The organism is Ruegeria sp. EL01 (assembly GCF_900313035.1).
Taxonomy (GTDB): Bacteria; Pseudomonadota; Alphaproteobacteria; order Rhodobacterales; family Rhodobacteraceae; genus Ruegeria.
This window is the reverse complement of sequence record NZ_OMPS01000046.1, coordinates 339,734-361,631: the sequence shown is the minus strand read 5'-3', so window position 1 is coordinate 361,631 and position 21,898 is coordinate 339,734. Positions and strand designations below refer to the sequence as shown.

Below are 21,898 nucleotides of genomic sequence, written 5' to 3'. Positions count from 1 at the left end.
TTTAGGTCATATATTCTGACCTGTATAGGGGTTATCCCCTGAAACGTAACGATTTCACTGTTTGAATGTGGAACTTGTTACCTATTTCATATAGGCCTTCCCGAGGATAACGAAAGTTGCGGCGATGGATTGGGACAAGCTTAGAATATTTCACGCGGTTGCAGACGCAGGCAGCCTGACTCATGCGGGCGACAAGCTGAACCTGTCGCAATCCGCCGTCAGTCGTCAAATCCGCGCGCTGGAAGAATCACTCGACGCGACACTGTTTCACCGGCACGCGCGCGGCCTGATCCTGACTGAACAGGGCGAGCTGTTGTTCGATGCCACCTCTGCCATGTCCAAACGTCTGGATGCCGCCGCCGCCCGTATTCGCGACAGCGAAGAAGAAGTCTTTGGCGTTCTGCGCGTCACAACGACCTTCGGTTTTGGGACCCTGTGGCTGGCCCCTCGTCTGCCGAAACTGTATGAACAATACCCCGACCTCAACATTGACCTGATGCTGGAAGAGCGTGTGCTGGACCTGCCCATGCGCGAGGCGGACGTTGCCATCCGCATGAAAGAACCCAGCCAGGCCGATCTTGTCCGCAAGCGCCTGATGACTGTGCAGATGATGCTGTATGCCACGCAAGAGTACATCGAAACCCACGGGGGTATGCTGGAACATCTGGAAGACATCAAAAACCACCGTTTGATCTGTCAAACACCCGCCGCGCCGCAGGTCGGGGCAAGCGCATCGATGGTGGGGCATCTGATGACGTACAACCCCAGGTCATTGCTGACAGTCAATAATTACTTCGGTGTCCTGCAAGGGGTGCTGCACAATCTGGGCATCGGCGTTCTGCCGGATTATGTAACTCAGGACTTCCCCCATCTTGTTCCTGTCCTGTCGGATATCGAAACTGCGGATGTGCCGGTATACCTCGCTTACCCCGAGGAATTGCGCCAATCACAGCGGGTTGCTGCGTTCCGAGATTTCGTTCAGGACGAGATCATCGCGCAACGCAAGCAACTGAAGCAAATGGGAAAACTATAGGTATGCAGCGACCGCATATCGGACATGCCCTAAAGTAAGGTTAAAATACCTTGAACGTTAACAAACTGACCCCTAAATGAGCACTCGAAGGCGGTGATGCTGTAACGCTCATCATCTTCATACCTCCCTGTTGGACTACGGCCGAGCTTCGTGCTCGGCCTTTTTTTTGGTTTATTGCCTTTTGCACACCAATAGGCCGCTGAATCTTCTGGGAAAAACGTAAGCGCAGCCCTATGATCGTGAAAAAAACAAATTTTTGTGATCGAGGACAAAACCGATGTTCCACCCAATTCGCATACTGATGGCGTTGCTATCAGTGTTACTGCTCTCAGGTCCGCTGCACGCGCAAGTGACCGGCACGACGGGTTCAACCTCCAGTGTTAGCATTCCCGAAGACCTGACGCCTGAACAAGTCGATGGTCTGGTCGCGCGGATGTCGGACGATCAGGTTCGCGCAATTCTGCTGGAACGCCTTGATGCTGTCGCGAAGAAACAAGCAGCAGCCAAGGAAGATGTCGAAGATCCACTCACCGAGATCAGCGAAATTTGGGCCGAGATGGTCACATCATGGACCCAGGTTCTGACGACTTTACCAAATATCGTCAGCGCGCAGGTCAAAGCGTTCGACAGTTTTTCAACAACCTTCGGATCAAACGGCGTGTTCAAGCTGCTTGGGTTGATCTTGACGGTTCTGGTGGCCGGATACGCAGCCGAAAAACTGTTTGGACTGCTCACCCGCAAATGGCACGAACAGTCCGGTGGAGAAGAGGAAGCCGACCTTTGGGGCGCAGTCCGATATCTGTTTCGCCGTTTCTGCCGCGAGATCGCCGGGCTCATTGTGTTTTATGTCGTGATACGCGCACTTGGACGCGGTTTGCTCACACCAGAACAGATTACATATGCCGCGCCATTTGTGTTTTACCTGATCTGGGTTCCACGCTTGGGCGCTGCAGCCTCACGTTTCATACTTGCTCCCAGCAAACCACATTATCGGTTGGTCAACATAGACGACCACTGGGCAAAATATCTGCACCGAAATTTGATTGGCCTGCTTCTTCTGGTCGGATTCACTCTGTTTATCGTCCGGTTCAATGCGCTTAATGGCGTCACGCCTGCTGAGACCCGGATTGGTTTCTGGCTTAATGCCGCGATACACATCTATATCGGCGTAATCGCATGGACGGCCCGAGAGGGCTTGTCTCAGATGATGCTGGGCACTGATCCTGATCACACCAAATTCGATGAAGAGGTAGCGCATTATTACCCCTACTTCGCGATCGGTGTTTCAGCGGCGGTCTGGTTGCTTGTCGAGTTTCTTATTGCACAGCGCGATCCTTCGACCCTCGCTCTGCTTTCCAAGGGACCACACTTCACAACCATGTTCTGGCTGTTGATAGCGCCTGCGCTGGATACGCTCATTCGTGGTCTCGTGCGTCACCTTCAGCCTCCGATGTCCGGCGAAGGGTCGCTGGCTGAACAAGCCTATCGGTCGACCAAACGCAGTTACATTCGGATTGGTCGCGTTCTGGCCGGGTTGTTCGTTGTCTTTATGATTTCGCGCACTTGGGAACTTGACCTGCGCGACGTTGCATCAGCGGGCATTGGTGCCGAGGTTGGCGGCGCAGTGATCGAATTCCTGCTCATCATCGCTGTCGGCTACATCATGAACGAGGTCGTATCACTGTGGATCAACCGCCGCCTGGCCAAAGAACAAACCGCGGCTGAAGCGCTGGATGAGGAAGCCGGCGGTGAAGGCGGAGGGGCTGGTGGATCGCGTCTGGCCACGGTTCTGCCGCTGCTCCGAATTACCGCTCAAGCAACGATTGTTGTCATTTTTGGCCTGTTGGCGCTGGGTGCGTTGGGTATCAATATCACCCCGCTGCTGGCTGGTGCCGGTGTTCTGGGTCTGGCGATCGGCTTTGGTGCTCAGAAACTGGTGGCCGACATTGTCGGCGGTGTCTTCTTCCTGATCGACGATGCTTTCCGCGTTGGTGAGTATGTCGATGTCGGTGGCACCATGGGCACGGTCGAGAAAATCTCCATCCGTTCGATGCAACTCCGCCACCATCGTGGACCGGTTCACACCATCCCGTATGGAGAAATTCAGAAGCTGACCAACTTCAGCCGCGATTGGGTGATCATGAAGCTCAAGTTCACCGTTCCGTTTGACACCGACCCGAACAAAGTCAAGAAGATCTTCAAAAAGATCGGTGCCGAGATGATAGCGGACGAAACCCACAAAGATGGGTTCCTACAGCCCTTCAAATCGCAAGGCGTTTTCGACTTTGATGATGTGGGTATGATCATCCGTGGCAAGTTCATGGCCAAACCCGGTAAACAGTTCACGCTGCGCAAAGAAATCTTCAACCGCGTAAAGGCCGAATTCAATGCCAACGGCATCGATTTTGCCCGCCGCGAGGTTCGCGTTGCAATTCCCGGATTGGAAGAGGCTGAAAACCTCAGCGAAGAACAGAAGGCAGCTGTGGGTGCCGCCGCAGGAGACGCAGTGGCCCAAAAGGTTCAACAGGACCAGCAGAAGTAGGACACTCCAAGACACTCTGGCATGGCAGTTCGGATGCCAACAAAGAGGCGCTATTTAGCGCCTCTTTGCTTTTGTACAACACGGAACATGACCCGTGAAAAACATGCACAAACCGGACAAAACGCCTTTGCCCTTTCCCCCGGCGGCCCGTTCCCCTAAAAGGCGCCAACAATTGCCATCTCGGGGACTGATACAGGATGCAAGAGCCAGCCATCACACCGGATCTGATTGCCGCCCACGGGTTGAAATCCGACGAATACGACATGATCCTCGAGATCATCGGGCGCGAGCCGAGCTTTACCGAGCTGGGCGTTTTCTCGGCCATGTGGAATGAGCACTGCTCTTACAAATCCTCCAAGAAATGGCTGCGCACCCTGCCAACATCCGGGCCGCAAGTCATCTGCGGCCCCGGCGAAAACGCAGGCGTTGTGGATATTGGAGACGGGCAAGCCGTGGTTTTCAAAATGGAAAGCCACAACCACCCGTCTTACATCGAACCCTACCAAGGCGCGGCAACCGGCGTTGGCGGCATCTTGCGGGACGTCTTCACCATGGGAGCGCGCCCGATCGCCTCAATGAACGCGTTGTCATTCGGCGAACCTGGTCACCACAAGACGCGCCAACTGGTGAACGGGGTTGTTGAAGGCATCGGCGGCTATGGCAATTGTTTTGGCGTGCCATGCGTTGGCGGCGAAGTTCGGTTCCACCCAGCCTACAATGGCAATTGCCTTGTAAACGCTTTCGCAGCTGGCCTCGCTGACAGCGACAAGATCTTTTACTCTGCCGCCTCAGGTGTCGGAATGCCCGTCGTTTATCTTGGCGCCAAAACCGGCCGTGATGGCGTCGGTGGTGCGACCATGGCCAGCGCCGAATTCGACGACACGATCGAGGAAAAACGCCCGACCGTTCAGGTTGGTGACCCGTTCACCGAAAAGCGCCTGATGGAGGCAACGCTGGAGTTGATGCAAACCGGTGCGGTGATCTCGATTCAAGATATGGGGGCGGCTGGCCTGACCTGTTCCGCCGTGGAAATGGGCGACAAAGGTGGTCTGGGTGTGCGCCTGGATCTGGAAAATGTGCCCCAGCGCGAAGAAGACATGACCGCTTATGAGATGATGTTGTCGGAATCCCAAGAACGGATGCTGATGGTCCTCAAACCCGAGCTTGAGGCCGAAGCACGCGCCGTGTTCGAGAAATGGGATCTCGACTTTGCTATCGTCGGCGAAACCATTGCCGAAGACCGCTTTTTGATCGTCCACAATGGCGAGGTGAAGGCCGATCTGGTTCTGTCAAAACTGTCCTCGACCGCGCCGGAATATGACCGCCCTTGGGAACCGACCCCGGCCGCGGAAGAATTGACCGAGGTACCTCAGATCGATCCAATCGACGGTCTGCGCGCCCTGCTGGCCTCGCCCAATTACGCAGGCAAGCAGTGGGTCTATGAACAATACGATACAATGGTCATGGCCGACAGCACTCGCACGCCTGGGCTGGGTGCCGGGATGGTGCGTGTTCATGGCACCGACAAAGTGCTGGCTTTTACATCGGACGTGACGCCTCGCTACGTGCGGGCAAATCCGGAAGAAGGCGGCAAACAGGCGGTGGCCGAGGCCTATCGCAATCTGACGGCCGTTGGTGCCAAGCCTTTGGCAACAACCGACAACCTGAACTTCGGGAATCCCGAAAAACCCGAAATCATGGGTCAGTTCGTCGGCGCGATCAAGGGCATCGGTGCGGCGGTGGCGGCACTGGATATGCCGATCGTGTCGGGCAACGTGTCACTGTATAATGAAACTGACGGTCAGGGGATCTTACCCACCCCAACCATCGGCGCTGTTGGCCTGCTGAACCATACGGATGAGATCATCGGAAACGAAGTTCGTGAAGGGCATGTGGCGCTTGTCATCGGAGAAACGACCGGCCATCTGGGCCAATCGGCGCTGCTGGCCGAGGTCTTCAACCGCGAAGACGGCGACGCCCCGCATGTGGATCTGGATGCCGAACAGCGCAATGGCGATTTCATCCGCGCCAATCGCGAGATGATCAAAGCCTGCACCGATCTGGGAGACGGCGGCTTGGCTCTTGCGGCCTTCGAACTGGCTGAAGCGGCGGAAGTTGGCATCCAACTCGACGACGCTTCGACTGAATTCCTGTTTGGCGAAGATCAGGCCCGTTATCTGGTCGCCTGCAACTTCGATCAGGCCGAGGCGCTGATGATTGCGGCAGGTCAAGCTGGCGTTCCGCTGATCTCGGTCGGTCGTTTCACTGGGGATGCCGTCAAGATTGGCGGGTCCGAAGCCCCATTGGCCGAAATGACCGAAACCTTCCGCACAAGCTTTGCAGCGGCGGTCGCCTGACCCTCTGAACCTCTGCAGGCTGCCCGATTGGCAATTCCGCGCTGCGGTGTAAGCGCAGGAATAACCTTATGCGGCGAGCTGGCACATCTTGCGCGGCCCGGCTCATCGCTCTACATCTTGGCAAAGACCTTCAGGAGTGACCTACATGCCGATGAGCGCCCACGAAATCGAAACCCTGCTGCGCGATGCCTTTCCCGATGCGGATATACAGGTGGGCGGTCAGGACGGCGTTCATATGTCCGCGATGGTCGTGGACGAGAGCTTTCGCGGCAAGAACCGGGTTCAGCAGCAGCGTGCAGTTTATGCAGCACTTAAGGGCAAGATGGATGGCCCGGACGGAGACCTGCATGCGCTGGCGCTGACCACTAAAGTGCCGGAATGATCAAGTTTATTTGCGAAGTCTTAAAATCAATGGGTGGCTGGACGCCCCCAAACCCCGATGAAAAACCTCCATTGGGAATGGAAGCGACTGACCTGAATCTCGTTAAGAAAACGAACAACGATAACGCTTGGCGGCAAGGAATAAACGATAGCCACAAGCGTGACATGTAAAGGAACTACGACATGACCGACGTAAAATCCCAGATCGACGAAACCGTCAAAGCCAATACCGTGGTGCTTTACATGAAAGGCACCAAAGAGATGCCGCAATGCGGATTCTCTTCGCGCGTGGCTGGCGTTTTGAACTACATGGGTGTCGAATACACCGATGTGAACGTACTTGCAGACGAAAACGTTCGCCAGGGTATCAAGGATTATTCCGACTGGCCGACCGTTCCTCAGCTTTACGTCAAAGGCGAGTTTGTCGGTGGTTGCGACATCATCACCGAAATGACCTTGTCGGGTGAGTTGGACACGCTGTTTGAAGAGAACAGCGTCGAGTACAACAAAGAAGCGGCCGACAAAATCCGCGAAGCAAACGCCTGATCCGGCTTAGCGGCTGGAGCAATCCTGGTAAATGACCTGCTCGCTGGCGGCATCACCTGCCGCCTGATAGCTGATCGACGCATTCCACCCCTTGGAACGTAGGATGTAGATGCCCTCGCCGTCGGTGGATTCATACCGAATGCCGGATCCGCTTGCGACCTGGCGCATTGGCACCAGTTTGTTATCTACCAGAGTTGCCGCCGCGCCGGGTCCGTCAGAGGCATTGAAATACGTCACCGGTAACGGCACCCCGTTTTCGCAGGTGAAGGTTACTGACAAAATGTCGATTTCGGCCACTGCCGCCGAGGCCGACATTGCCATCACTGCCCCGCCGGCGATGTTGCGCAGATTGATCATCGTGCCTTTTTCTCCTCAACGACCGATGCCAGCGCCTCGGCGCGCGCGGCCAGTTCGGCCAACGTGTCCGTAACGGACGGAGGAACCACGGCAACCTCGATGCGCTCGGGTTCTGGCGGGGGTGCTGTACGCAAATCGTTCAGTTTTGCTTCTACTTCGGCCAACTTGGCCTCCAGCACCTGTACTTTTTCTTCTGTGGCCGACGTCTTATCCGCCAGCATCAGGCCCGCCATCAGCAACATCCGCGATTCCGGCATCCGCCCGATCTGATCCGACAGGACCTGTGCCTCGTCATCCAGCATCTTGGCAGCAGACTGCAGAAAACTCTCTTCGCCTTCCTGACAGGACACTTCAAAGCCGCGCCCACCGATATGAATGGTCAATTCAGGCATCACTCCACCTCACCTTCTGCCAGTTTCGCCTGCGACAGCAAGGGTTCCAGGCGCGCCAGTACGGCATGTGCCTCGGCTGCATCTGTCGCCTGCGCGGCCCGCGTTGCCTCAAGCTCGGCGACGGTGGCCCGGTTCAGCAATTCGGCATCTGGCACGCCGTCTGCTGCTGCAGCCCTTAATTCGTCAATCGAGCTACGCAACTGTTCATTGGCCTTGCGCATCCGCTGAAGATCATCATCCAGCCGCGACATTGCGGCACCGTGGCTGGTGCGTTCCGCGCGCAACATCTCTAACTCTGCGCTTAGATCCCCGACCCGTTCCGTGTCGGCCAGTTCTGACCGCAACCGGGTGTTTTCCGCTTCGATCTGTTTCGCCTGCGACATCAACGCCTGAAGTTGTTCCAATTCGGCACGCAGCGGCGCGGGATCCTCACGGGTATCCAGTTCCGAGCGCAACTTCTCGTTCTCGGCTTTCAGCGTGTCCAGCTCTTCGCTGTTTTCCAGCGCAGCTTTGGCATCTGCCAATTCTGCCCTTGCAGCCTCGACCGATACAAGCTTTGCGGTTGCTTGCGCCAGTTCTTCCCGCAGCGCGGCACTTTCGCTGCCCTCACCGGATGTTAACCGCAGCTGCTCCAGCTCGTTACGCAGCTCGTCCGCTTCCTGTTCATGCTGGTCTTTCAGCAGTTTCAACCGCTCTTGAAGCTGAGCATTGGCAACACGTTCTTCTTCCAATGACGCCTGCAACGCTTCGTCCTGCGCACCGTCGCCCGGAGCTTCGTCTTGCAAAGCCTCAACGCCACTGCCGATGCGCGCCATCGCAGCGATGATGCGGTGCTGTAATTCCTCTATCTGGCTCATGCCCCTGTCACCTCTTTATCAAGGTTCATTCTATTGCGAGATGATCCGAATCAAAACCCGGCCCCGCCTGTGCGTAGTCTAACGGAATGCGACAGAAAATACCCACTGTTTGGTTTCAATCACTTGGGCAGCACTCTTCAAGCAGGTCAACCCTGTAATACCCGGTTCCGCTTGCACTTTGAGGGGTGGATGGTATTGAGCCCGCAATCTGCTTGTAATCCGAAGGAACAACGCCCGTGGACCTGACTGCGCTGCGCAATGCCAACCCCGAACACTGGGACAAAGCTGCGGCCATCCGCACATTGACCCTAGATGCCGTCGCCGCCGCCAACTCCGGCCATTCCGGTATGCCCATGGGCATGGCTGATGTCGCGACAGTATTGTTCGAAAAGCATCTGAAATTCGACGCTTCAGCCCCACACTGGCCCGACCGCGACCGGTTTATTCTTTCCGCAGGCCATGGTTCCATGCTGGTCTATTCATTGCTGTATCTCACCGGCAATGCGGATGTGACACTGGAAGAAATCAAGAATTTCCGCCAGATGGGTGCCAAAACTGCCGGTCACCCGGAAAACTTCCTGATCAACGGTGTCGAGACCACCACCGGTCCGCTGGGTCAGGGCATCTCGAACGCGGTCGGCTTTGCCATGGCGGAAGAGATCCAGCGCGCGCATTACGGCAAGAAAGTTGTCGATCACTATACCTATGTGATCGCAGGCGACGGTTGCCTGATGGAGGGTGTCAGCCAGGAAGCGATCACCCTTGCCGGTCGCCACGAGCTGAGCAAACTGATTGTCTTCTGGGACAACAACAACATCACGATCGACGGCACTGTCGACATGGCGGATCGCACCGATCAGGTTCGCCGCTTTGCCGCATCGGGCTGGCAGGTCATCGAGATTGACGGGCATGATCCCGAAGCCATCGACGCAGCCATTGTGAAGGCGAAAAAGTCGAACAAGCCGACCATGATCGCCTGCGAAAGCCACATTGCATTAGGGCACGCCGCTCAGGACACGTCCAAAGGGCATGGTGCCTTGACCGATCAGGACCAGTTGAAAGCCGCGAAACAGGCCTATGATTGGCCTCATGACGCGTTTGAGGTTCCCGCCAACGTAAAAGCCGCATGGGAAGCCATCGGAGCCCGTGGTGCAGATGAACGGGCCGCCTGGGAAGGGCGCTTCTCAGAACTGTCTGAGCGCAAACAGGGTGAATTCAACCGCGCTTATGCGTTTGACGCGCCCAAAAAATTGACCGGCGCCATCCGTTCGTTCAAAAAGCAGATGTCGGAAGATCAGCCGAAATTGGCCACCCGCGCGTCCTCGGAAAAGGTGCTGAACATCGTCAATCCGATCATGACCGAAACGGTTGGTGGTTCGGCGGACCTGACCGGATCGAACAACACCAAATCGGCCGATATGGGCGTGTTCCTGCCGGAAAATCGCAAAGGTCGCTATATCCACTACGGGATTCGCGAACACGGTATGGCCGCGGCCATGAATGGCATGGCGCTGCATGGTGGTCTCCGCCCCTATGGCGGTACATTCATGGCGTTTACCGACTATGCGCGGCCATCCATGCGCTTGGCCGCGTTGATGAAGATTCCCACGGTTTTCGTGATGACACACGATTCAATTGGTCTGGGCGAAGACGGTCCGACCCACCAGCCGGTTGAACATCTTGCGATTTCGCGCGCGACGCCGAACACCTATGTGTTCCGTCCCGCCGATACGATTGAGACGGCCGAGGCTTGGGAATTGGCGCTGACGTTCAAGGACAGCCCCTCGGTTCTGTCGCTTACACGTCAGGGTGTGCCTACGGTTCGCACCGAACACAAATCGAAGAACCTGACCGCGCAGGGTGCCTATGTTTTGGCTGAAGCTGAAAGCAAACGTCAGGCCATTCTGATCGCGACCGGTTCCGAAGTTTCGTTGGCTATGGAAGCCAAGGCGATGCTCGAGGCGGATGGTATCGGAACCCGAGTTGTCTCGATGCCGTGTATGGAATTGTTCGCCCAGCAGGATGAAGCCTACCGCAAACGCGTTCTGCCGGGCGGTGCCGTCCGTGTTGGCATTGAGGCCGCCGTACGCGCCGGTGGCTGGGACCGCTGGCTATTGGGTGAGCGGGGTCGCGAGGCCAAGTCTGACTTCATCGGCATGTCGAGCTTTGGCGCATCCGCCCCGGCTGGCGAGCTGTATAAGCATTTCGGCATTACCGCAGAGGCAACGGTTGCCAAGGTCAAAGACCTGTTGGGCTAAACGCTTCGCAATCGCAACGAATCTCAGGGGCGGCACTTGCCGCCCTTTTCTATTCTGCCACCGCGCCCACCTGCCCCTTCAGCGTATCATAGGCGCGCTGGGCGTAATCAACCCGCAGCTCATACTGGCCGCGCGCCACAATGAACTTGGGTGCATCGATCCCTGCCGCCGAAAACACTTGCCTCAGATGCACGCCAGATAACGGTATATAGTCTGCTGATTGGCCGCTGAACTTGTTGAACAGTCGTCCGCCAAACCACACTTGGCGTTTCTTGGCTTGCTCGACCGAATGCAGACGAAAATGCAAAACGCCAAAGAGAGCTTTGGCATCGAATGGCATCAAGTCTGCAGCAGCGCTAGTGCTTGAAACAACCTTCGCCAAACCATCACTGGCTGCATTTTGCAAAGCTTTCTGCGTTGGGCTCGGCCCAGAGATGATCCTGATTATTGGGCGGTCAGACATGTCAGGCTAGTTCCGCTTTGTTAGTGCGACTTGGTTTTGCGGGAGATCATCGGTGCGATCACCTTCGTCGCAACAGGGATCAAAACCATACCCCACGCCAGGCCAAAAATGCCATCCATCGTGGCCTTGGCAGTCCATTCGACAAACCCTTCCCACTGAGCAGAAACGGCATGGCCGGCAGCATAGGCCAAATCATGGATGTGGTGGCCCAGCCAGCCAAAGCCCAGAACCTCGAGCCCGTGAATGATGATCGAGCCACCCACCCACAACATCGCCGCCGTGCCGACAATCGAAAGTAATTTCATCACGCCCGGCATGCCCTTGACCAACCCGCGTCCCAACCCGCGTCCAATTGGGGTTGGCGCGTTGTTGGCCAGATAAAGCCCGACATCATCCATTTTCACAATCAAGGCGACCGAACCATAAACGGCCAGAGTCACGCCAAGGCCAACTACCGCCAACGTCGCGGCCTGCATCCACAAATTCGGCGCCTCAATAGCCGCCAGTGCAATGGTCATGATTTCCGCTGACAGTATGAAATCGGTCTTGATCGCGCCTTTGACCTTCTGTTCTTCCAGGTGACCCGGGTCCGGGTTCTTCAAGTCTTCTTCAATCACATGACTGCCATGTGGGAACAAAACATGGAATATCTTCTCGGCCCCTTCAAAACAAAGGTATGATCCCCCGATCATCAGCAAAGGTGTTATGAGCCAGGGCGCGAAATTGGCCAACAACAATGCAACCGGCAACAGCAGAACGATCTTGTTAAAAACGGACCCGCGTGCGATGCGCCAGATGATCGGCAATTCGCGTGCTGGCGCAAAACCTTGAACGTACTTGGGTGTAACTGCGGCATCATCGATTATGACACCAGCCGTCTTGGCCCCGGCTTTGCCAGCCGCCGCAACTACGTCATCCACGGAAGACGCCGCAACCTTGGCGATTCCTGCCACATCGTCCAAAAGGGCCAACAGACCACTCATCGCGCGTCCTTTCCTGTCACCTGTCGCATCTGGAACCTACCTGATCCCACGGCTAGCGCAAGCGTTAGCGCAACCGGGATAGGTTTGCGCTAACACCTTAAAAATATGCCATTTTTGCCCTTTTGAGATTCACCATTCGCCGTTATATGGCGTCCAAAGCAAGCGCATTTGGAGACGTCAGATGACCATCAAGGTCGGTATCAATGGTTTTGGCCGCATTGGCCGCTGTACCCTGTCGCACATCGCCGCATCGGCGCGGAACGACATTGAAGTGATCAAGGTGAACGCGACCGGACCTTTGGAAACCTCGGCGCACTTGCTGAAATACGACAGTATCCATGGGCGTTTTCCACGCGACGTATCCATTAACGGCAACACCATGGACCTGGGCCGCGGCCCGATGGAGATGTTTTCGACCTATGATATGAATGAGTTGGACTGGGACGGTTGCGATGTCGTTCTGGAATGCACCGGCAAGTTCAACGATGGGCGCAAAGCCAAAACCCATATGGAGCGTGGCGCACGAAAAGTTCTACTGTCGGCACCGGGCATCAACGTTGACAAGACCATCGTCTTTGGCGTCAACCACAACAGCTTGACCGCCAATGACAACATGGTGTCCAACGGCTCTTGCACCACGAACTGCCTTGCGCCGCTTGCCAAGGTTCTGGACGAAGGCATCGGAATCGAACACGGCATCATGACCACGATCCACGCTTATACCGGTGACCAGCCGACATTGGACCGTCGCCACAGCGACCTGTACCGCGCCCGCGCGGCCGCAATGTCGATGATCCCCACAACTACAGGCGCTGCTGCTGCGCTGGGAGAAGTGTTGCCGAACCTCAAGGGTCGTCTGGACGGATCTGCAATCCGTGTACCAACTCCGAATGTGTCCGCTGTTGATCTGAGCTTCCGCGCCGCGCGCGACGTGACAGTCGAAGAGGTGAACGCGATCGCGCAGGAAGCCGCCCAAGGCCCAATGCAACGCGTTCTGGGCTATGAGCCCGCGCCGCTGGTGTCGACCGATTTCAACCACACCGAAGAAAGCTCGATCTTCGCCCCTGACCAGACCCGCGTTGTCGATGGCCGTATGGTCCGCGTTCTGGCGTGGTACGACAACGAATGGGGCTTCTCGGTCCGTATGGCCGATGTGGCCGTTGCGATGGGTCGTCTTAACTGACTTTCCCTTGATCGCTTGAACAGCTTCGCCCGCTCAGGTTATCTGGGCGGGCGTTTTCGTTCGAGGACAGGATGACCAATCAAATCGCCATCTGGCTCGGAATACTGCTTATTGGTGGTATGATGCTTGATTACGCTGTGTTCGGACCCGAGCATTTGTTGTTTCTCAGCAAAAAACTTTACACCTTTCTGGACTGGCTGGCTTTCTGGCGATGACAGAGGTTCCCCTTGACTTTTCCGTTCATCTGATCTTGTTAGCGCTAACTGAATTTTAACCGATGCCGACAGGCTATTCAGACGGAGCGCACCATGACACTCAAACTGGCAATCAACGGCTTTGGACGGATCGGGCGCGGTGTTTTGCGCGCGGTCATGGAATCGGGTCGTATCGACGTGGAGATCGTTGCCATCAACGATCTGGCGAAACCCGAGATGAATGCGCATCTGTTTGAATTCGACAGTGTGCACGGGCGTTACAATAAGTCTGTTACGCTGACCGAGTCTGGTCTGGACGTGGGCGCTGGTCCGATCCGCCTGACCAGCGAGCGTGACCCCGAGGCACTGAACTGGTCCGATGTGGATGTGGTTCTGGAATGCACCGGCGTTTTTCGCACGCGCGAAGCGGCCGAGCGTCACTTCAAAAATGGATCAAAGAAAGTTCTGATCTCTGCCCCAGCGCGTGGCGATGGTGGTGTTAAAACTGTGGTCTTCGGCGTTAACGATCACGAGCTGACGGCAGCAGACGCGGTTGTGTCGAACGCATCTTGCACAACAAACTGCCTGTCGCCTGTTGCAGCAGCATTGGACGCCGGTTTGGGCATCCTGCACGGCAATATGACGACCGTTCACGCCTATACGGCAAGCCAGCCGGTTCACGACACCGCAGGCAAAGATCCCTATTTGTCGCGCGCGGCGGCTCTGTCAATGATCCCGACCACCACCGGTGCGGCCTCGGCCGTCGGATTGGTTCTGCCGCACTTGGCCGGCAAACTGACCGGTCAGGCCATTCGTGTTCCAACCCCAAACGTTTCAGTCGTTGATCTGGTGGCCGAGGTCTCGCGTCCCACCACTGAAGACGAAGTTAATGCGCTGTTTGTCGAAGCCGCTGCAAAGATCCCTAGCGTTCTGGCAGCCGAGAAACGTCCATTGGTATCCATGGATTTCAACCACGACGCGCACAGTTCGACCGTGTCGCTGGCCGAAACCAAAGTCACTGATGGCACGCTTGTGCGCGTTCTGGCATGGTACGACAATGAATGGGGCTTTTCGAACCGGATGCTGGACACAGCCGCCGCGATGGGTGCCCTAACCTAACCTTTCGCGCAGCGCCGTATTGACGCGGGGCGTGACGAATTTCGACACGTCCCCGTCCAACCGGGCGATTTCCTTGACCAGCTTTGATGCGATGGCCTGATGCCGCGCTTCGGCCATCAGGAACACCGTCTCGATCGAGTCGTCCAAGGCGCGATTCATGCCAACCATTTGAAATTCGTATTCGAAATCTGCCACAGCCCGCAGGCCACGCACGATGATCTGCGCACCGACGTCTCGGGCGCAGTTGATCAGCAGATTTTCGAATGGGTGGGCGACAATTTCTGTTTGAGTCTGTTCGGACAGATGTGCGCATTCTGCCTCGATCATGTCCACACGTTCTTCCAAGGCAAACAGAGGACCCTTGTCCCGGTTAATGGCAACGCCGATAACCAGCTTGTCCACCAAGGCCGAGGCGCGGCGGATGATGTCGATATGACCCAGGGTGATCGGATCAAAAGTTCCAGGATACAATCCAACCCGCATCGCGCCCTCCTGCGCAACAAAATTTCTGCGCAAGCAAACATAACTCTGCTGCGGCTGCAAGGGGCCTCGTCAAAAACCCGCGTCGTCAGTGCCCCATGATCATGCCCTCAAGGGCATCTTTTTCCATAGCAAGCTCTGTCAGTTGTGCCTTGACCACATCGCCCAGTGTCACGATCCCGACCAACTTGCCTTCTTCTACGATTGGCATATGGCGAAAACGACCTTCTGTCATGCGGGACATGATGTCCTGAACCGTCGTCTGGCGGGTCGCCGTTATCAGTTTTTGCGTCATGTAGGAGCTTACCGGCTGCGTCAGGCAGCCGCTGCCATTTTTGGCCAACTCGCGAACGATATCTCGTTCGGACAATATCCCAGAGGCGGTTTGCCCGTCATCGTCTGAAATCACCACGGTGCCGATCCGTTTCTCTGCCAATATCTTCGCCGCTTCGGAAACCGTGGCAGTGGACCCAACCGTTACGACCCCACCCGCTGCCTTGGACTTGAGAATGGCCTGAACAAGCATAGGGAAAACCTCCGAAATAACGTACTGTTTTCCAAAGCGTTGCGCGATTGTCTCGACCTGTCAAGTTTCTGCTGCAGCTTCCAGCCGCGCCACCTCGTCGCGGATGCCGCGTGTCAGAGCCTCGGCAAAGCGGTTCAACCGCTCATTGCGTTGATCCCCCTGATGTCTGACCAGATAGAAACTTCTGGTCAAACTCACTTGATCCGTCAGGATTTTCTGCAGATTCGGATGAAAGGGCAGCGTGAAGTCATGTGCCACACCTACGCCTGTCCCCGACGACACCTGCCGCAGCTGAACCGAGACAGAGTTCGATGCAAGTGCGACACGATCAACGCCAATGTCGTTCAGATAGTCCAACTCTCGGTCGAAGATCATGTCCGGAATATAACCGATCAGCCGGTGGCGACTTAGATCTGCCACCGACCGAATGGGCCCCTTGCGATCCAGATAGTCCTGCGTGGCAACCATATGCAGTTTGTAATCACTGATCTTTTTGACCAACAGCTTACCGGCTGTTGGTGCGCTGACGGTGATGGCCATATCCGCCTCGCGCCGCGACAGGTTGATGATGCGGGGCAAGGCCAGAATCTGAATATCCAGATCGGGGTTCGCGTCACTGATCTTGGCGCAGACCTGTGGCAACAGATAATTGGCGCTGCCATCAGGGGCCCCAATCCTGATCTGACCGCTTAACGACTTTGTCGAGCCAGTCATGGCGCCAGCCGCAGCGCGCATCGCCTCTTCTGCCTGCAGGCCATGTTCCAACAGTCGCTCTCCGGCAGCCGTCAGCACATAGCCTTGTTGGGATTTGGTGAACAGCAACGCATCCAGCGTCGTTTCCAGCCGGGCAATGCGCCGCCCCACCGTTGCCGGATCAATCTTGAGGACCCGTCCGGCTGACGACAGGCTTTCCTCGCGTGCTACCGCCAGAAAAATCCGCATGTCATCCCAATTTGGGTTCATCACAGCCCCCTTTGCATTTTTGCAATGCTCTTTTGAGACATTGCCTCTGTTCCCGGGATTTCTGCAAGCCTATTCTGCGCCCAACTTTATCGGAGGAGTATTCGATGCAAGACCTGACCCACTTCATCAACGGTGAATACGTAGCCGGCGCATCTGGCCGTTTTGACGACATCTTCAACCCGGCAACGGGCGAAGTTCAGTACAAGTGCCCTATGGCCAGCGCCGCAGAAACAACGGCCGCCGTTGAACAGGCAGCCATCGCACAACCCGCATGGGGCGCGACCAACCCGCAAAAACGCGCCCGCGTGATGATGGCAATGGTTGGCCTGATGAACCGCGATATGGACAAGTTGGCCGAAGCGCTGAGCCGTGAGCATGGCAAGACCATCCCGGATGCCAAAGGCGATCTGCAGCGCGGCCTGGAAGTGATCGAATACTGCATTGGCGCGCCTCAGATGCTGAAGGGCGAATATACCGACAGTGCCGGACCGGGCATCGACATGTACTCGATGCGCCAGCCATTGGGCGTTGTGGCATCGATCATGCCGTTCAACTTCCCGGCCATGATGCCGCTATGGCACGTCGGCCCTGCCCTTGCCTGCGGCAACGCTGTGGTTCTGAAGCCTTCAGAACGTGACCCCTCCGTGCCGCTGATGCTGGCAGAGCTGTTTGTCGAGGCGGGCCTGCCCAAGGGCGTGTTCCAGGTCGTCAATGGCGACAAAGAAGCCGTCGATACGCTACTGGACAGCGAGATCATTCAGGGTGTGTCCTTCGTCGGCTCAACCCCGATTGCACAGTACATCTATTCCCGCGCAACCGCGAACGGCAAGCGCGCCCAGTGCTTTGGTGGCGCCAAGAACCACATGATCGTGATGCCGGATGCCGATATGGATCAGGCCGCTGACGCGCTGGTCGGTGCCGGGTTTGGTGCGGCAGGCGAACGCTGCATGGCCGTCTCGGTTGCCGTGCCAGTGGGTGACGAAACCGCCGACGCCCTGATCGAAAAACTGGTGCCTCGCATCGAAAAGCTGAAAGTCGGCCCCTACACGTCTGGCGATGACGTGGATATGGGCCCGGTTGTGACCGGCGCTGCAAAAGAACGCATCCTAGGCCTGATCAACTCCGGTGTGGAACAGGGCGCGAAACTGGTTGTCGATAACCGAGATTTCAATCTGCAAGGCTATGAAGACGGCTTCTTTGTTGGCCCACATTTGTTTGATCACGTGACACCCGCCATGGACATCTATCGTCAGGAAATCTTTGGCCCCGTCCTGTCGACCGTACGTGCAGGATCTTACGAAGAAGCGCTGAAGCTGGCCATGGACCATGAATATGGCAACGGCACCGCGATCTTTACCCGCGATGGTGATACGGCACGTGACTTTGCCAGCCGCGTGAATATCGGCATGGTTGGCATCAACGTGCCGATCCCAGTGCCACTGGCCTACCACACCTTTGGCGGCTGGAAGAAATCCATGTTCGGCGACCTGAACCAGCATGGTGCTGACAGCTTCAAGTTCTATACCCGCACCAAAACCGTCACCGCGCGCTGGCCGTCGGGTATCAAAGAAGGTGGCGAGTTCAACTTCAAGGCCATGGACTAAGTCTCCAGCCCTATCACTGCCAAAGGCCGCCCATTGGGTGGCCTTTCTAGTTCAGCGATTAGGTAAGAGTGCTGCAGAAACTCGACAAACTCAAAGGTCTGTATGGGTGTCAGAGCAGTGTCCGGTAGGTCGTAACTTCGTGTCCGCACACAGGGAAAACACCGTCGGGACAGGCGGATTTCCGTTCATTTCATGTTAAGTTCACGAAAATTTCAGGTTGAACGTCTGGCTCTTCCCCACAACACACCATAAATTGCCCCAAAACCCGAGCAGTCTTTGAGGAGGCTCACGTGTCCAATTCTCGTATTACTCGCCGCAAGGCCCTGCTGGGCGTTGCTTCGGCTCTGGCCATTCCGTCTCTGGCGCGGGCGCAAAGTATCGATGCATTCCCGCAAACGGAAGAGGCCATCAGCACCCAACTTCCGGTGCGTCGCAACGTGTCGTCATTTTCTCAGCAAAACTGGCAAGATCATTTCGATCAGCTTGGCGTGGGCTGCCTGCTGGCAGACATCACCAGCCGAGCGGTGCATTACTGGGCAGCCGATGGCTCGTACAAGCTATACCCCAGCTCGGTCCCGATGAGCGAAGAACTGACCAAGCGCGGCTATACCAAAGTGGTGCGCAAAACAGAGTTCCCCAGCTGGACCCCGACCGCATCGATGCGGGAACGTGATCCAGAGCTGCCCGTGCGTATGGAAGGCGGCGATCCTGGCAACCCACTAGGCACTCGAGCAATGTATCTGGATTGGCCAGCTTATCTGGTGCACGGCACCCATGACACCCGCAAGATTGGACGCCAAAGCTCGTCCGGCTGCATTGGCCTTTATAATCAGCATGTCGAGGAATTGTATCCGCTGGTGCAAATCGGCACGCAGGTCCGACTGGTATAATCAAAAAAGCCCCGGCCAAATGGACCGGGGCTTTTTGTTGGCAAAGCCGTCAGTCTTAGTCGGGAATGATAACCGCATCGATGACGTGGATCACGCCGTTGCTGGTTTCGATATCAGCCTGGATAACTTCGGCACCGTTGACCTTCACACCGTTTCTGGCGTTGACGCTCAACCGGTCCCCCTGAACAGTAAGGACCTTCGCACGTTTGCCAGCGATGTCACCGGACATCACTTTGGCCGGTACGACGTGATAGGTCAGGATTTCAACAAGCTGATCCTTGTTCTCAGGCAGCAGCAGGGTTTCCACGGTACCCTCCGGAAGCGCAGCAAATGCTTCGTCTGTTGGGGCGAATACAGTGAACGGCCCGCTTCCTTTGAGCGTATCGACCAGACCTGCGGCCTGAACCGCGGCAACCAGTGTGTTGAATGACCCAGCAGAAACGGCGGTGTCGACAATGTCTGCGGCCTGGGCCTTCAGTGGCATTGCAAATGCGAGTGCGGCGGCGGCCCCGATAAATGTGCGACGGAACATGGCTGTCTTCTCCTCTCCAGCTTGTTATGAAAAGGGTTACGGGCGTTGTTCAGGCCCGGATCACTTTAGATCAAGCTTCTTTGACCTGAATCCAGATGCTTTGAGCGCGTCCGTCCTTCAGAAACGGCAAGGCTTGGACGGCATCCGGACGGGCCTGTTGCAGGAAAAATCCGGGCCAAAGCATTGAATACCCACCAGATTGCAGCAGAGCATGTAACATGTACTGCTCTCCCCACCCGGGACAGTCATAGAAAAACCGCTTGGGATATTCGTAGGGTAAGAAAACATCGTGCACATGGATCACGACACCCGGCTTTAGCGCAGGGATGATCCGGCAAAACAGATGGGCGACATCATTGCTCATCCGCACAACGTGACTGGAATCGATGAACAGAATGTCCCCCGCCTCAAGCTGATCGAACAGTGCAGGGTCGACCTCTTCCAGCCGTTTCTGTTCAAACTGATCGACGACATGGGCGATGTCGGCGCGCGGATAGGGGTCAATCGCTGTGATCTGGGTTTGCAGACCACCATCGATTATGGCCTGACGGGTGACACGTGTGGAGTTTCCACACCCGACTTCGATCACGCGTTTAGGCTGATATCTGCGGACCATCAGATACAGCGCATCCGCATCGGGGCTGTCATAATACCCGTTGCCAATGCGATATCCGGTCTGGTTGCGCGCGGGGTCCTTCAGCGCGACCAGAGATTCTGCATGCTTACGATACTCCTCGGTCAGCTGTCCGATATCAAACTCATCCATGCCCGGAGACAGAGCGTAAGCAGGTCTGGTCAATCCCCCCGCCCGCTCAAAGGCTTCTAGCCGGGTGCGTTCGTCGCGTTCGGTGACCTTGTCGACCAGTTTTACACCAAACCGATCAAGGGCGGCGTTGATCCGTGGAAATTTTCTGGGTTTCACGCGGCGGGCTCCGATTTGGTGTTTTGCGACTGTCGCTCCATACCGTTGCTTGCCTGGCCTCTGCAAGAAGCAGAACCTCAAACCCTTGGCAAAACGTTGATTTCCGTATTCACTGGTCAGACACGGGAAGAGGAGGTCCGCGGATGCAGCAGGATTTCACGCTGGGCATCGAAGAAGAATACCTGCTGGTTGATCGCGACAGCCTGCAACTGACCCAAGCGCCCGAAGCCCTGATGGACGCCTGCCAGTCCGATTTCGAAGGACAGGTCAGCCCCGAATTCCTGCAATGTCAGATCGAAGTCGGCACCCGCCCCCACACGACGATCAGCAGCGCGCGCGAGGATCTGAAGCGGTTGCGATCCTGCGTCTCGAAACATGCTGCCGCGTACAACCTGAGCCCCATCGCCGTATCCTGCCACCCTTTTGCGAACTGGAAGGATCAGCACCACACTCGCAAAGAACGTTATGATGCACTGCAACACGCGCTGGGCGGGGTGGCCCGGCGGATGCTGATCTGCGGCATGCATGTCCACGTGGGCGTCGAGGACAAGGCGCTGCGGGCAGACCTGATGCCCCAGCTGTCTTACTTTCTGCCACATCTTCTGGCCCTGTCCACATCTTCCCCTTTCTGGAATGGCGAGGACACCGGGTTGTCGTCTTATCGTCTGACCGTGTTCGACAATCTGCCGCGCACCGGCCTGCCACCGGACTTTGACAGCTGGGCAGAATACGAGCGAACGACAGGGATACTGGTCGAGCTTGGCGTTATCGAAGATACATCGAAAATCTGGTGGGACCTGCGCCCTTCACACAGCTTCCCGACACTGGAAACGCGCATCATGGATGTGCAACCGCGTTTGGAACACACGCTGTCGTTGGCGGCCTTGGCGCAGGCACTGACGCGGATGCTCTGCCGCTTGAAGGATCGCAACCTGCGTTGGCGCCAGTATGATCGATTTCTGGTCGGTGAAAACCGCTGGCGCGCGCAGCGCTATGGCGTAGGTGAAGGGCTGATTGATTTTGGTGATCGTTCGATCAAGCCGATGGCCGAACTGATCGGAGATTTGATGGGCCTGCTGGCCGAGGATTCCGAGGCCCTGGGCTCCATGAAAGAACTCGCTCGTTTGCGGCAGATCGCTGAAAATGGCACATCCGCCACCCGCCAGCGTCGAGTTCATGCCGAGGCTGCGGCCAAGGACGAAGACCCGGGCAAAGCAGTTGTTCGGCATCTGATCGAAGAATTTCACGCCGATCTGTGACGGTTGGTAGATCCGCGCAAAGACGCCGATTGAATTCAAGTCGAACGATTGCTGAGC

22 protein-coding genes are annotated in these 21,898 nt (G+C 56.5%); 12 read left to right on the top strand and 10 right to left on the bottom strand.

The window, feature by feature from the left end:
• Positions 1 to 124: 124 nt before the first annotated feature.
• The 5 genes from D9K61_RS22125 (at position 125) to grxD (ending at position 6,859) form a co-directional block, all read left to right on the top strand.
• Complete coding sequence (locus D9K61_RS22125) at positions 125 to 1,033, top strand: LysR family transcriptional regulator (protein ID WP_120635354.1); 909 nt, start codon at positions 125 to 127, stop codon at positions 1,031 to 1,033.
• A gap of 277 nt (positions 1,034 to 1,310) precedes the next feature.
• Positions 1,311 to 3,575, top strand: coding sequence for a mechanosensitive ion channel family protein (locus D9K61_RS22120; RefSeq protein ID WP_120635353.1), 2,265 nt, complete (start codon positions 1,311 to 1,313; stop codon positions 3,573 to 3,575).
• A 197-nt stretch (positions 3,576 to 3,772) separates the two neighbouring features.
• Entirely contained in the window at positions 3,773 to 5,932 is a 2,160-nt protein-coding gene (gene purL / locus D9K61_RS22115) for a phosphoribosylformylglycinamidine synthase subunit PurL (protein ID WP_120635352.1), read from the top strand.
• A 145-nt stretch (positions 5,933 to 6,077) separates the two neighbouring features.
• Positions 6,078 to 6,314 (top strand): BolA/IbaG family iron-sulfur metabolism protein, encoded by a 237-nt coding sequence (locus D9K61_RS22110; RefSeq protein WP_120635351.1) that lies wholly within the window; start codon positions 6,078 to 6,080, stop codon positions 6,312 to 6,314.
• Between the two features lie 182 nt (positions 6,315 to 6,496).
• Positions 6,497 to 6,859 (top strand): Grx4 family monothiol glutaredoxin, encoded by a 363-nt coding sequence (gene grxD, locus D9K61_RS22105; protein ID WP_120635350.1) that lies wholly within the window; start codon positions 6,497 to 6,499, stop codon positions 6,857 to 6,859.
• Positions 6,860 to 6,865: 6 nt separating this feature from the next.
• On the opposite strand, the gene D9K61_RS22100 is transcribed toward grxD, so the two are convergent.
• From D9K61_RS22100 to D9K61_RS22090, 3 genes are read right to left on the bottom strand one after another with little or no spacing between them, the layout of a single operon-like run.
• Complete coding sequence (locus D9K61_RS22100) at positions 6,866 to 7,216, bottom strand: MliC family protein (RefSeq protein ID WP_120635349.1); 351 nt, start codon at positions 7,214 to 7,216, stop codon at positions 6,866 to 6,868.
• Positions 7,213 to 7,608, bottom strand: a complete 396-nt coding sequence (locus D9K61_RS22095) for a cell division protein ZapA (RefSeq protein WP_120635348.1) — start codon at positions 7,606 to 7,608, stop codon at positions 7,213 to 7,215. Before D9K61_RS22095 ends, D9K61_RS22100 begins: the two co-directional genes overlap by 4 nt.
• Positions 7,608 to 8,465, bottom strand: a complete 858-nt coding sequence (locus tag D9K61_RS22090) for a hypothetical protein (protein WP_120635347.1) — start codon at positions 8,463 to 8,465, stop codon at positions 7,608 to 7,610. Before D9K61_RS22090 ends, D9K61_RS22095 begins: the two co-directional genes overlap by 1 nt.
• Positions 8,466 to 8,701: 236 nt before the next feature.
• Between D9K61_RS22090 and tkt the strand changes: the two genes are divergently transcribed.
• Positions 8,702 to 10,723, top strand: coding sequence for a transketolase (tkt, locus tag D9K61_RS22085; RefSeq protein ID WP_120635346.1), 2,022 nt, complete (start codon positions 8,702 to 8,704; stop codon positions 10,721 to 10,723).
• Between the two features lie 49 nt (positions 10,724 to 10,772).
• Here tkt and D9K61_RS22080 read toward each other — a convergent pair whose 3' ends face one another.
• Complete coding sequence (locus D9K61_RS22080) at positions 10,773 to 11,063, bottom strand: hypothetical protein (RefSeq protein WP_120635345.1); 291 nt, start codon at positions 11,061 to 11,063, stop codon at positions 10,773 to 10,775.
• 143 nt (positions 11,064 to 11,206) lie between these two features.
• A complete protein-coding gene (locus D9K61_RS22075; protein ID WP_120635344.1) occupies positions 11,207 to 12,169 on the bottom strand; it encodes a DUF808 domain-containing protein in 963 nt (320 codons plus the stop codon).
• 181 nt (positions 12,170 to 12,350) lie between these two features.
• Between D9K61_RS22075 and gap (D9K61_RS22070) the strand changes: the two genes are divergently transcribed.
• From gap (D9K61_RS22070) to gap (D9K61_RS22065), 3 genes are all read left to right on the top strand, one after another.
• Entirely contained in the window at positions 12,351 to 13,352 is a 1,002-nt protein-coding gene (gap, locus tag D9K61_RS22070; protein ID WP_120635343.1) for a type I glyceraldehyde-3-phosphate dehydrogenase, read from the top strand.
• Between the two features lie 71 nt (positions 13,353 to 13,423).
• Positions 13,424 to 13,567, top strand: coding sequence for a hypothetical protein (locus tag D9K61_RS27075; RefSeq protein WP_162946997.1), 144 nt, complete (start codon positions 13,424 to 13,426; stop codon positions 13,565 to 13,567).
• Positions 13,568 to 13,660: 93 nt separating this feature from the next.
• Entirely contained in the window at positions 13,661 to 14,665 is a 1,005-nt protein-coding gene (gene gap, locus D9K61_RS22065; RefSeq protein ID WP_120635342.1) for a type I glyceraldehyde-3-phosphate dehydrogenase, read from the top strand.
• Here gap (D9K61_RS22065) and coaD read toward each other — a convergent pair.
• The 3 genes from coaD to D9K61_RS22050 form a co-directional block, all read right to left on the bottom strand.
• Positions 14,657 to 15,148: a pantetheine-phosphate adenylyltransferase gene (gene coaD / locus D9K61_RS22060; RefSeq protein WP_120635341.1), complete on the bottom strand. Its 492-nt coding sequence runs from the start codon at positions 15,146 to 15,148 to the stop codon at positions 14,657 to 14,659. The genes gap (D9K61_RS22065) and coaD overlap by 9 nt on opposite strands.
• A gap of 85 nt (positions 15,149 to 15,233) precedes the next feature.
• Positions 15,234 to 15,671, bottom strand: a complete 438-nt coding sequence (locus tag D9K61_RS22055; protein ID WP_120635340.1) for a CBS domain-containing protein — start codon at positions 15,669 to 15,671, stop codon at positions 15,234 to 15,236.
• A 60-nt stretch (positions 15,672 to 15,731) separates the two neighbouring features.
• The gene (locus tag D9K61_RS22050) at positions 15,732 to 16,634 is read right to left on the bottom strand and encodes a LysR family transcriptional regulator (protein WP_120635339.1); all 903 of its coding nucleotides are present in this window, start codon (positions 16,632 to 16,634) and stop codon (positions 15,732 to 15,734) included.
• Positions 16,635 to 16,738: 104 nt separating this feature from the next.
• On the opposite strand from D9K61_RS22050, the gene D9K61_RS22045 reads away from it, so the two are divergent.
• Positions 16,739 to 18,238 carry a CoA-acylating methylmalonate-semialdehyde dehydrogenase gene (locus tag D9K61_RS22045; protein WP_120635338.1) on the top strand — a complete coding sequence of 500 codons (1,500 nt, stop codon included), beginning with the start codon at positions 16,739 to 16,741 and terminating at the stop codon, positions 18,236 to 18,238.
• A 290-nt stretch (positions 18,239 to 18,528) separates the two neighbouring features.
• Positions 18,529 to 19,128: a L,D-transpeptidase gene (locus tag D9K61_RS22040; protein ID WP_120635337.1), complete on the top strand. Its 600-nt coding sequence runs from the start codon at positions 18,529 to 18,531 to the stop codon at positions 19,126 to 19,128.
• A gap of 55 nt (positions 19,129 to 19,183) precedes the next feature.
• Here the strand turns inward: D9K61_RS22040 and D9K61_RS22035 are convergent, their stop codons facing one another.
• Together D9K61_RS22035 and D9K61_RS22030 are read right to left on the bottom strand one after the other, a co-directional pair.
• Complete coding sequence (locus tag D9K61_RS22035; RefSeq protein ID WP_120635336.1) at positions 19,184 to 19,660, bottom strand: fasciclin domain-containing protein; 477 nt, start codon at positions 19,658 to 19,660, stop codon at positions 19,184 to 19,186.
• Between the two features lie 70 nt (positions 19,661 to 19,730).
• A complete protein-coding gene (locus D9K61_RS22030; RefSeq protein WP_120635335.1) occupies positions 19,731 to 20,582 on the bottom strand; it encodes a class I SAM-dependent methyltransferase in 852 nt (283 codons plus the stop codon).
• A 143-nt stretch (positions 20,583 to 20,725) separates the two neighbouring features.
• Between D9K61_RS22030 and D9K61_RS22025 the strand changes: the two genes are divergently transcribed.
• Positions 20,726 to 21,841: a carboxylate-amine ligase gene (locus D9K61_RS22025; RefSeq protein WP_120635334.1), complete on the top strand. Its 1,116-nt coding sequence runs from the start codon at positions 20,726 to 20,728 to the stop codon at positions 21,839 to 21,841.
• The last annotated feature ends 57 nt before the right edge of the window (positions 21,842 to 21,898 follow it).

Bases quoted from the DNA above. Each gene is read 5' to 3' on its own strand.
- D9K61_RS22125 (WP_120635354.1), top strand. From the start codon at position 125: ATGGATTGGGACAAGCTTAGAATATTTCACGCGGTTGCAGACGCAGGC.
- D9K61_RS22120 (WP_120635353.1), top strand. From the start codon at position 1,311: ATGTTCCACCCAATTCGCATACTGATGGCGTTGCTATCAGTGTTACTG.
- purL (WP_120635352.1), top strand. From the start codon at position 3,773: ATGCAAGAGCCAGCCATCACACCGGATCTGATTGCCGCCCACGGGTTG.
- D9K61_RS22110 (WP_120635351.1), top strand. From the start codon at position 6,078: ATGCCGATGAGCGCCCACGAAATCGAAACCCTGCTGCGCGATGCCTTT.
- grxD (WP_120635350.1), top strand. From the start codon at position 6,497: ATGACCGACGTAAAATCCCAGATCGACGAAACCGTCAAAGCCAATACC.
- D9K61_RS22100 (WP_120635349.1), bottom strand. From the start codon at position 7,216: ATGATCAATCTGCGCAACATCGCCGGCGGGGCAGTGATGGCAATGTCG.
- D9K61_RS22095 (WP_120635348.1), bottom strand. From the start codon at position 7,608: ATGCCTGAATTGACCATTCATATCGGTGGGCGCGGCTTTGAAGTGTCC.
- D9K61_RS22090 (WP_120635347.1), bottom strand. From the start codon at position 8,465: ATGAGCCAGATAGAGGAATTACAGCACCGCATCATCGCTGCGATGGCG.
- D9K61_RS22080 (WP_120635345.1), bottom strand. From the start codon at position 11,063: ATGCCATTCGATGCCAAAGCTCTCTTTGGCGTTTTGCATTTTCGTCTG.
- D9K61_RS22075 (WP_120635344.1), bottom strand. From the start codon at position 12,169: ATGAGTGGTCTGTTGGCCCTTTTGGACGATGTGGCAGGAATCGCCAAG.
- gap (WP_120635343.1), top strand. From the start codon at position 12,351: ATGACCATCAAGGTCGGTATCAATGGTTTTGGCCGCATTGGCCGCTGT.
- D9K61_RS27075 (WP_162946997.1), top strand. From the start codon at position 13,424: ATGACCAATCAAATCGCCATCTGGCTCGGAATACTGCTTATTGGTGGT.
- gap (WP_120635342.1), top strand. From the start codon at position 13,661: ATGACACTCAAACTGGCAATCAACGGCTTTGGACGGATCGGGCGCGGT.
- coaD (WP_120635341.1), bottom strand. From the start codon at position 15,148: ATGCGGGTTGGATTGTATCCTGGAACTTTTGATCCGATCACCCTGGGT.
- D9K61_RS22055 (WP_120635340.1), bottom strand. From the start codon at position 15,671: ATGCTTGTTCAGGCCATTCTCAAGTCCAAGGCAGCGGGTGGGGTCGTA.
- D9K61_RS22050 (WP_120635339.1), bottom strand. From the start codon at position 16,634: ATGAACCCAAATTGGGATGACATGCGGATTTTTCTGGCGGTAGCACGC.
- D9K61_RS22045 (WP_120635338.1), top strand. From the start codon at position 16,739: ATGCAAGACCTGACCCACTTCATCAACGGTGAATACGTAGCCGGCGCA.
- D9K61_RS22035 (WP_120635336.1), bottom strand. From the start codon at position 19,660: ATGTTCCGTCGCACATTTATCGGGGCCGCCGCCGCACTCGCATTTGCA.
- D9K61_RS22025 (WP_120635334.1), top strand. From the start codon at position 20,726: ATGCAGCAGGATTTCACGCTGGGCATCGAAGAAGAATACCTGCTGGTT.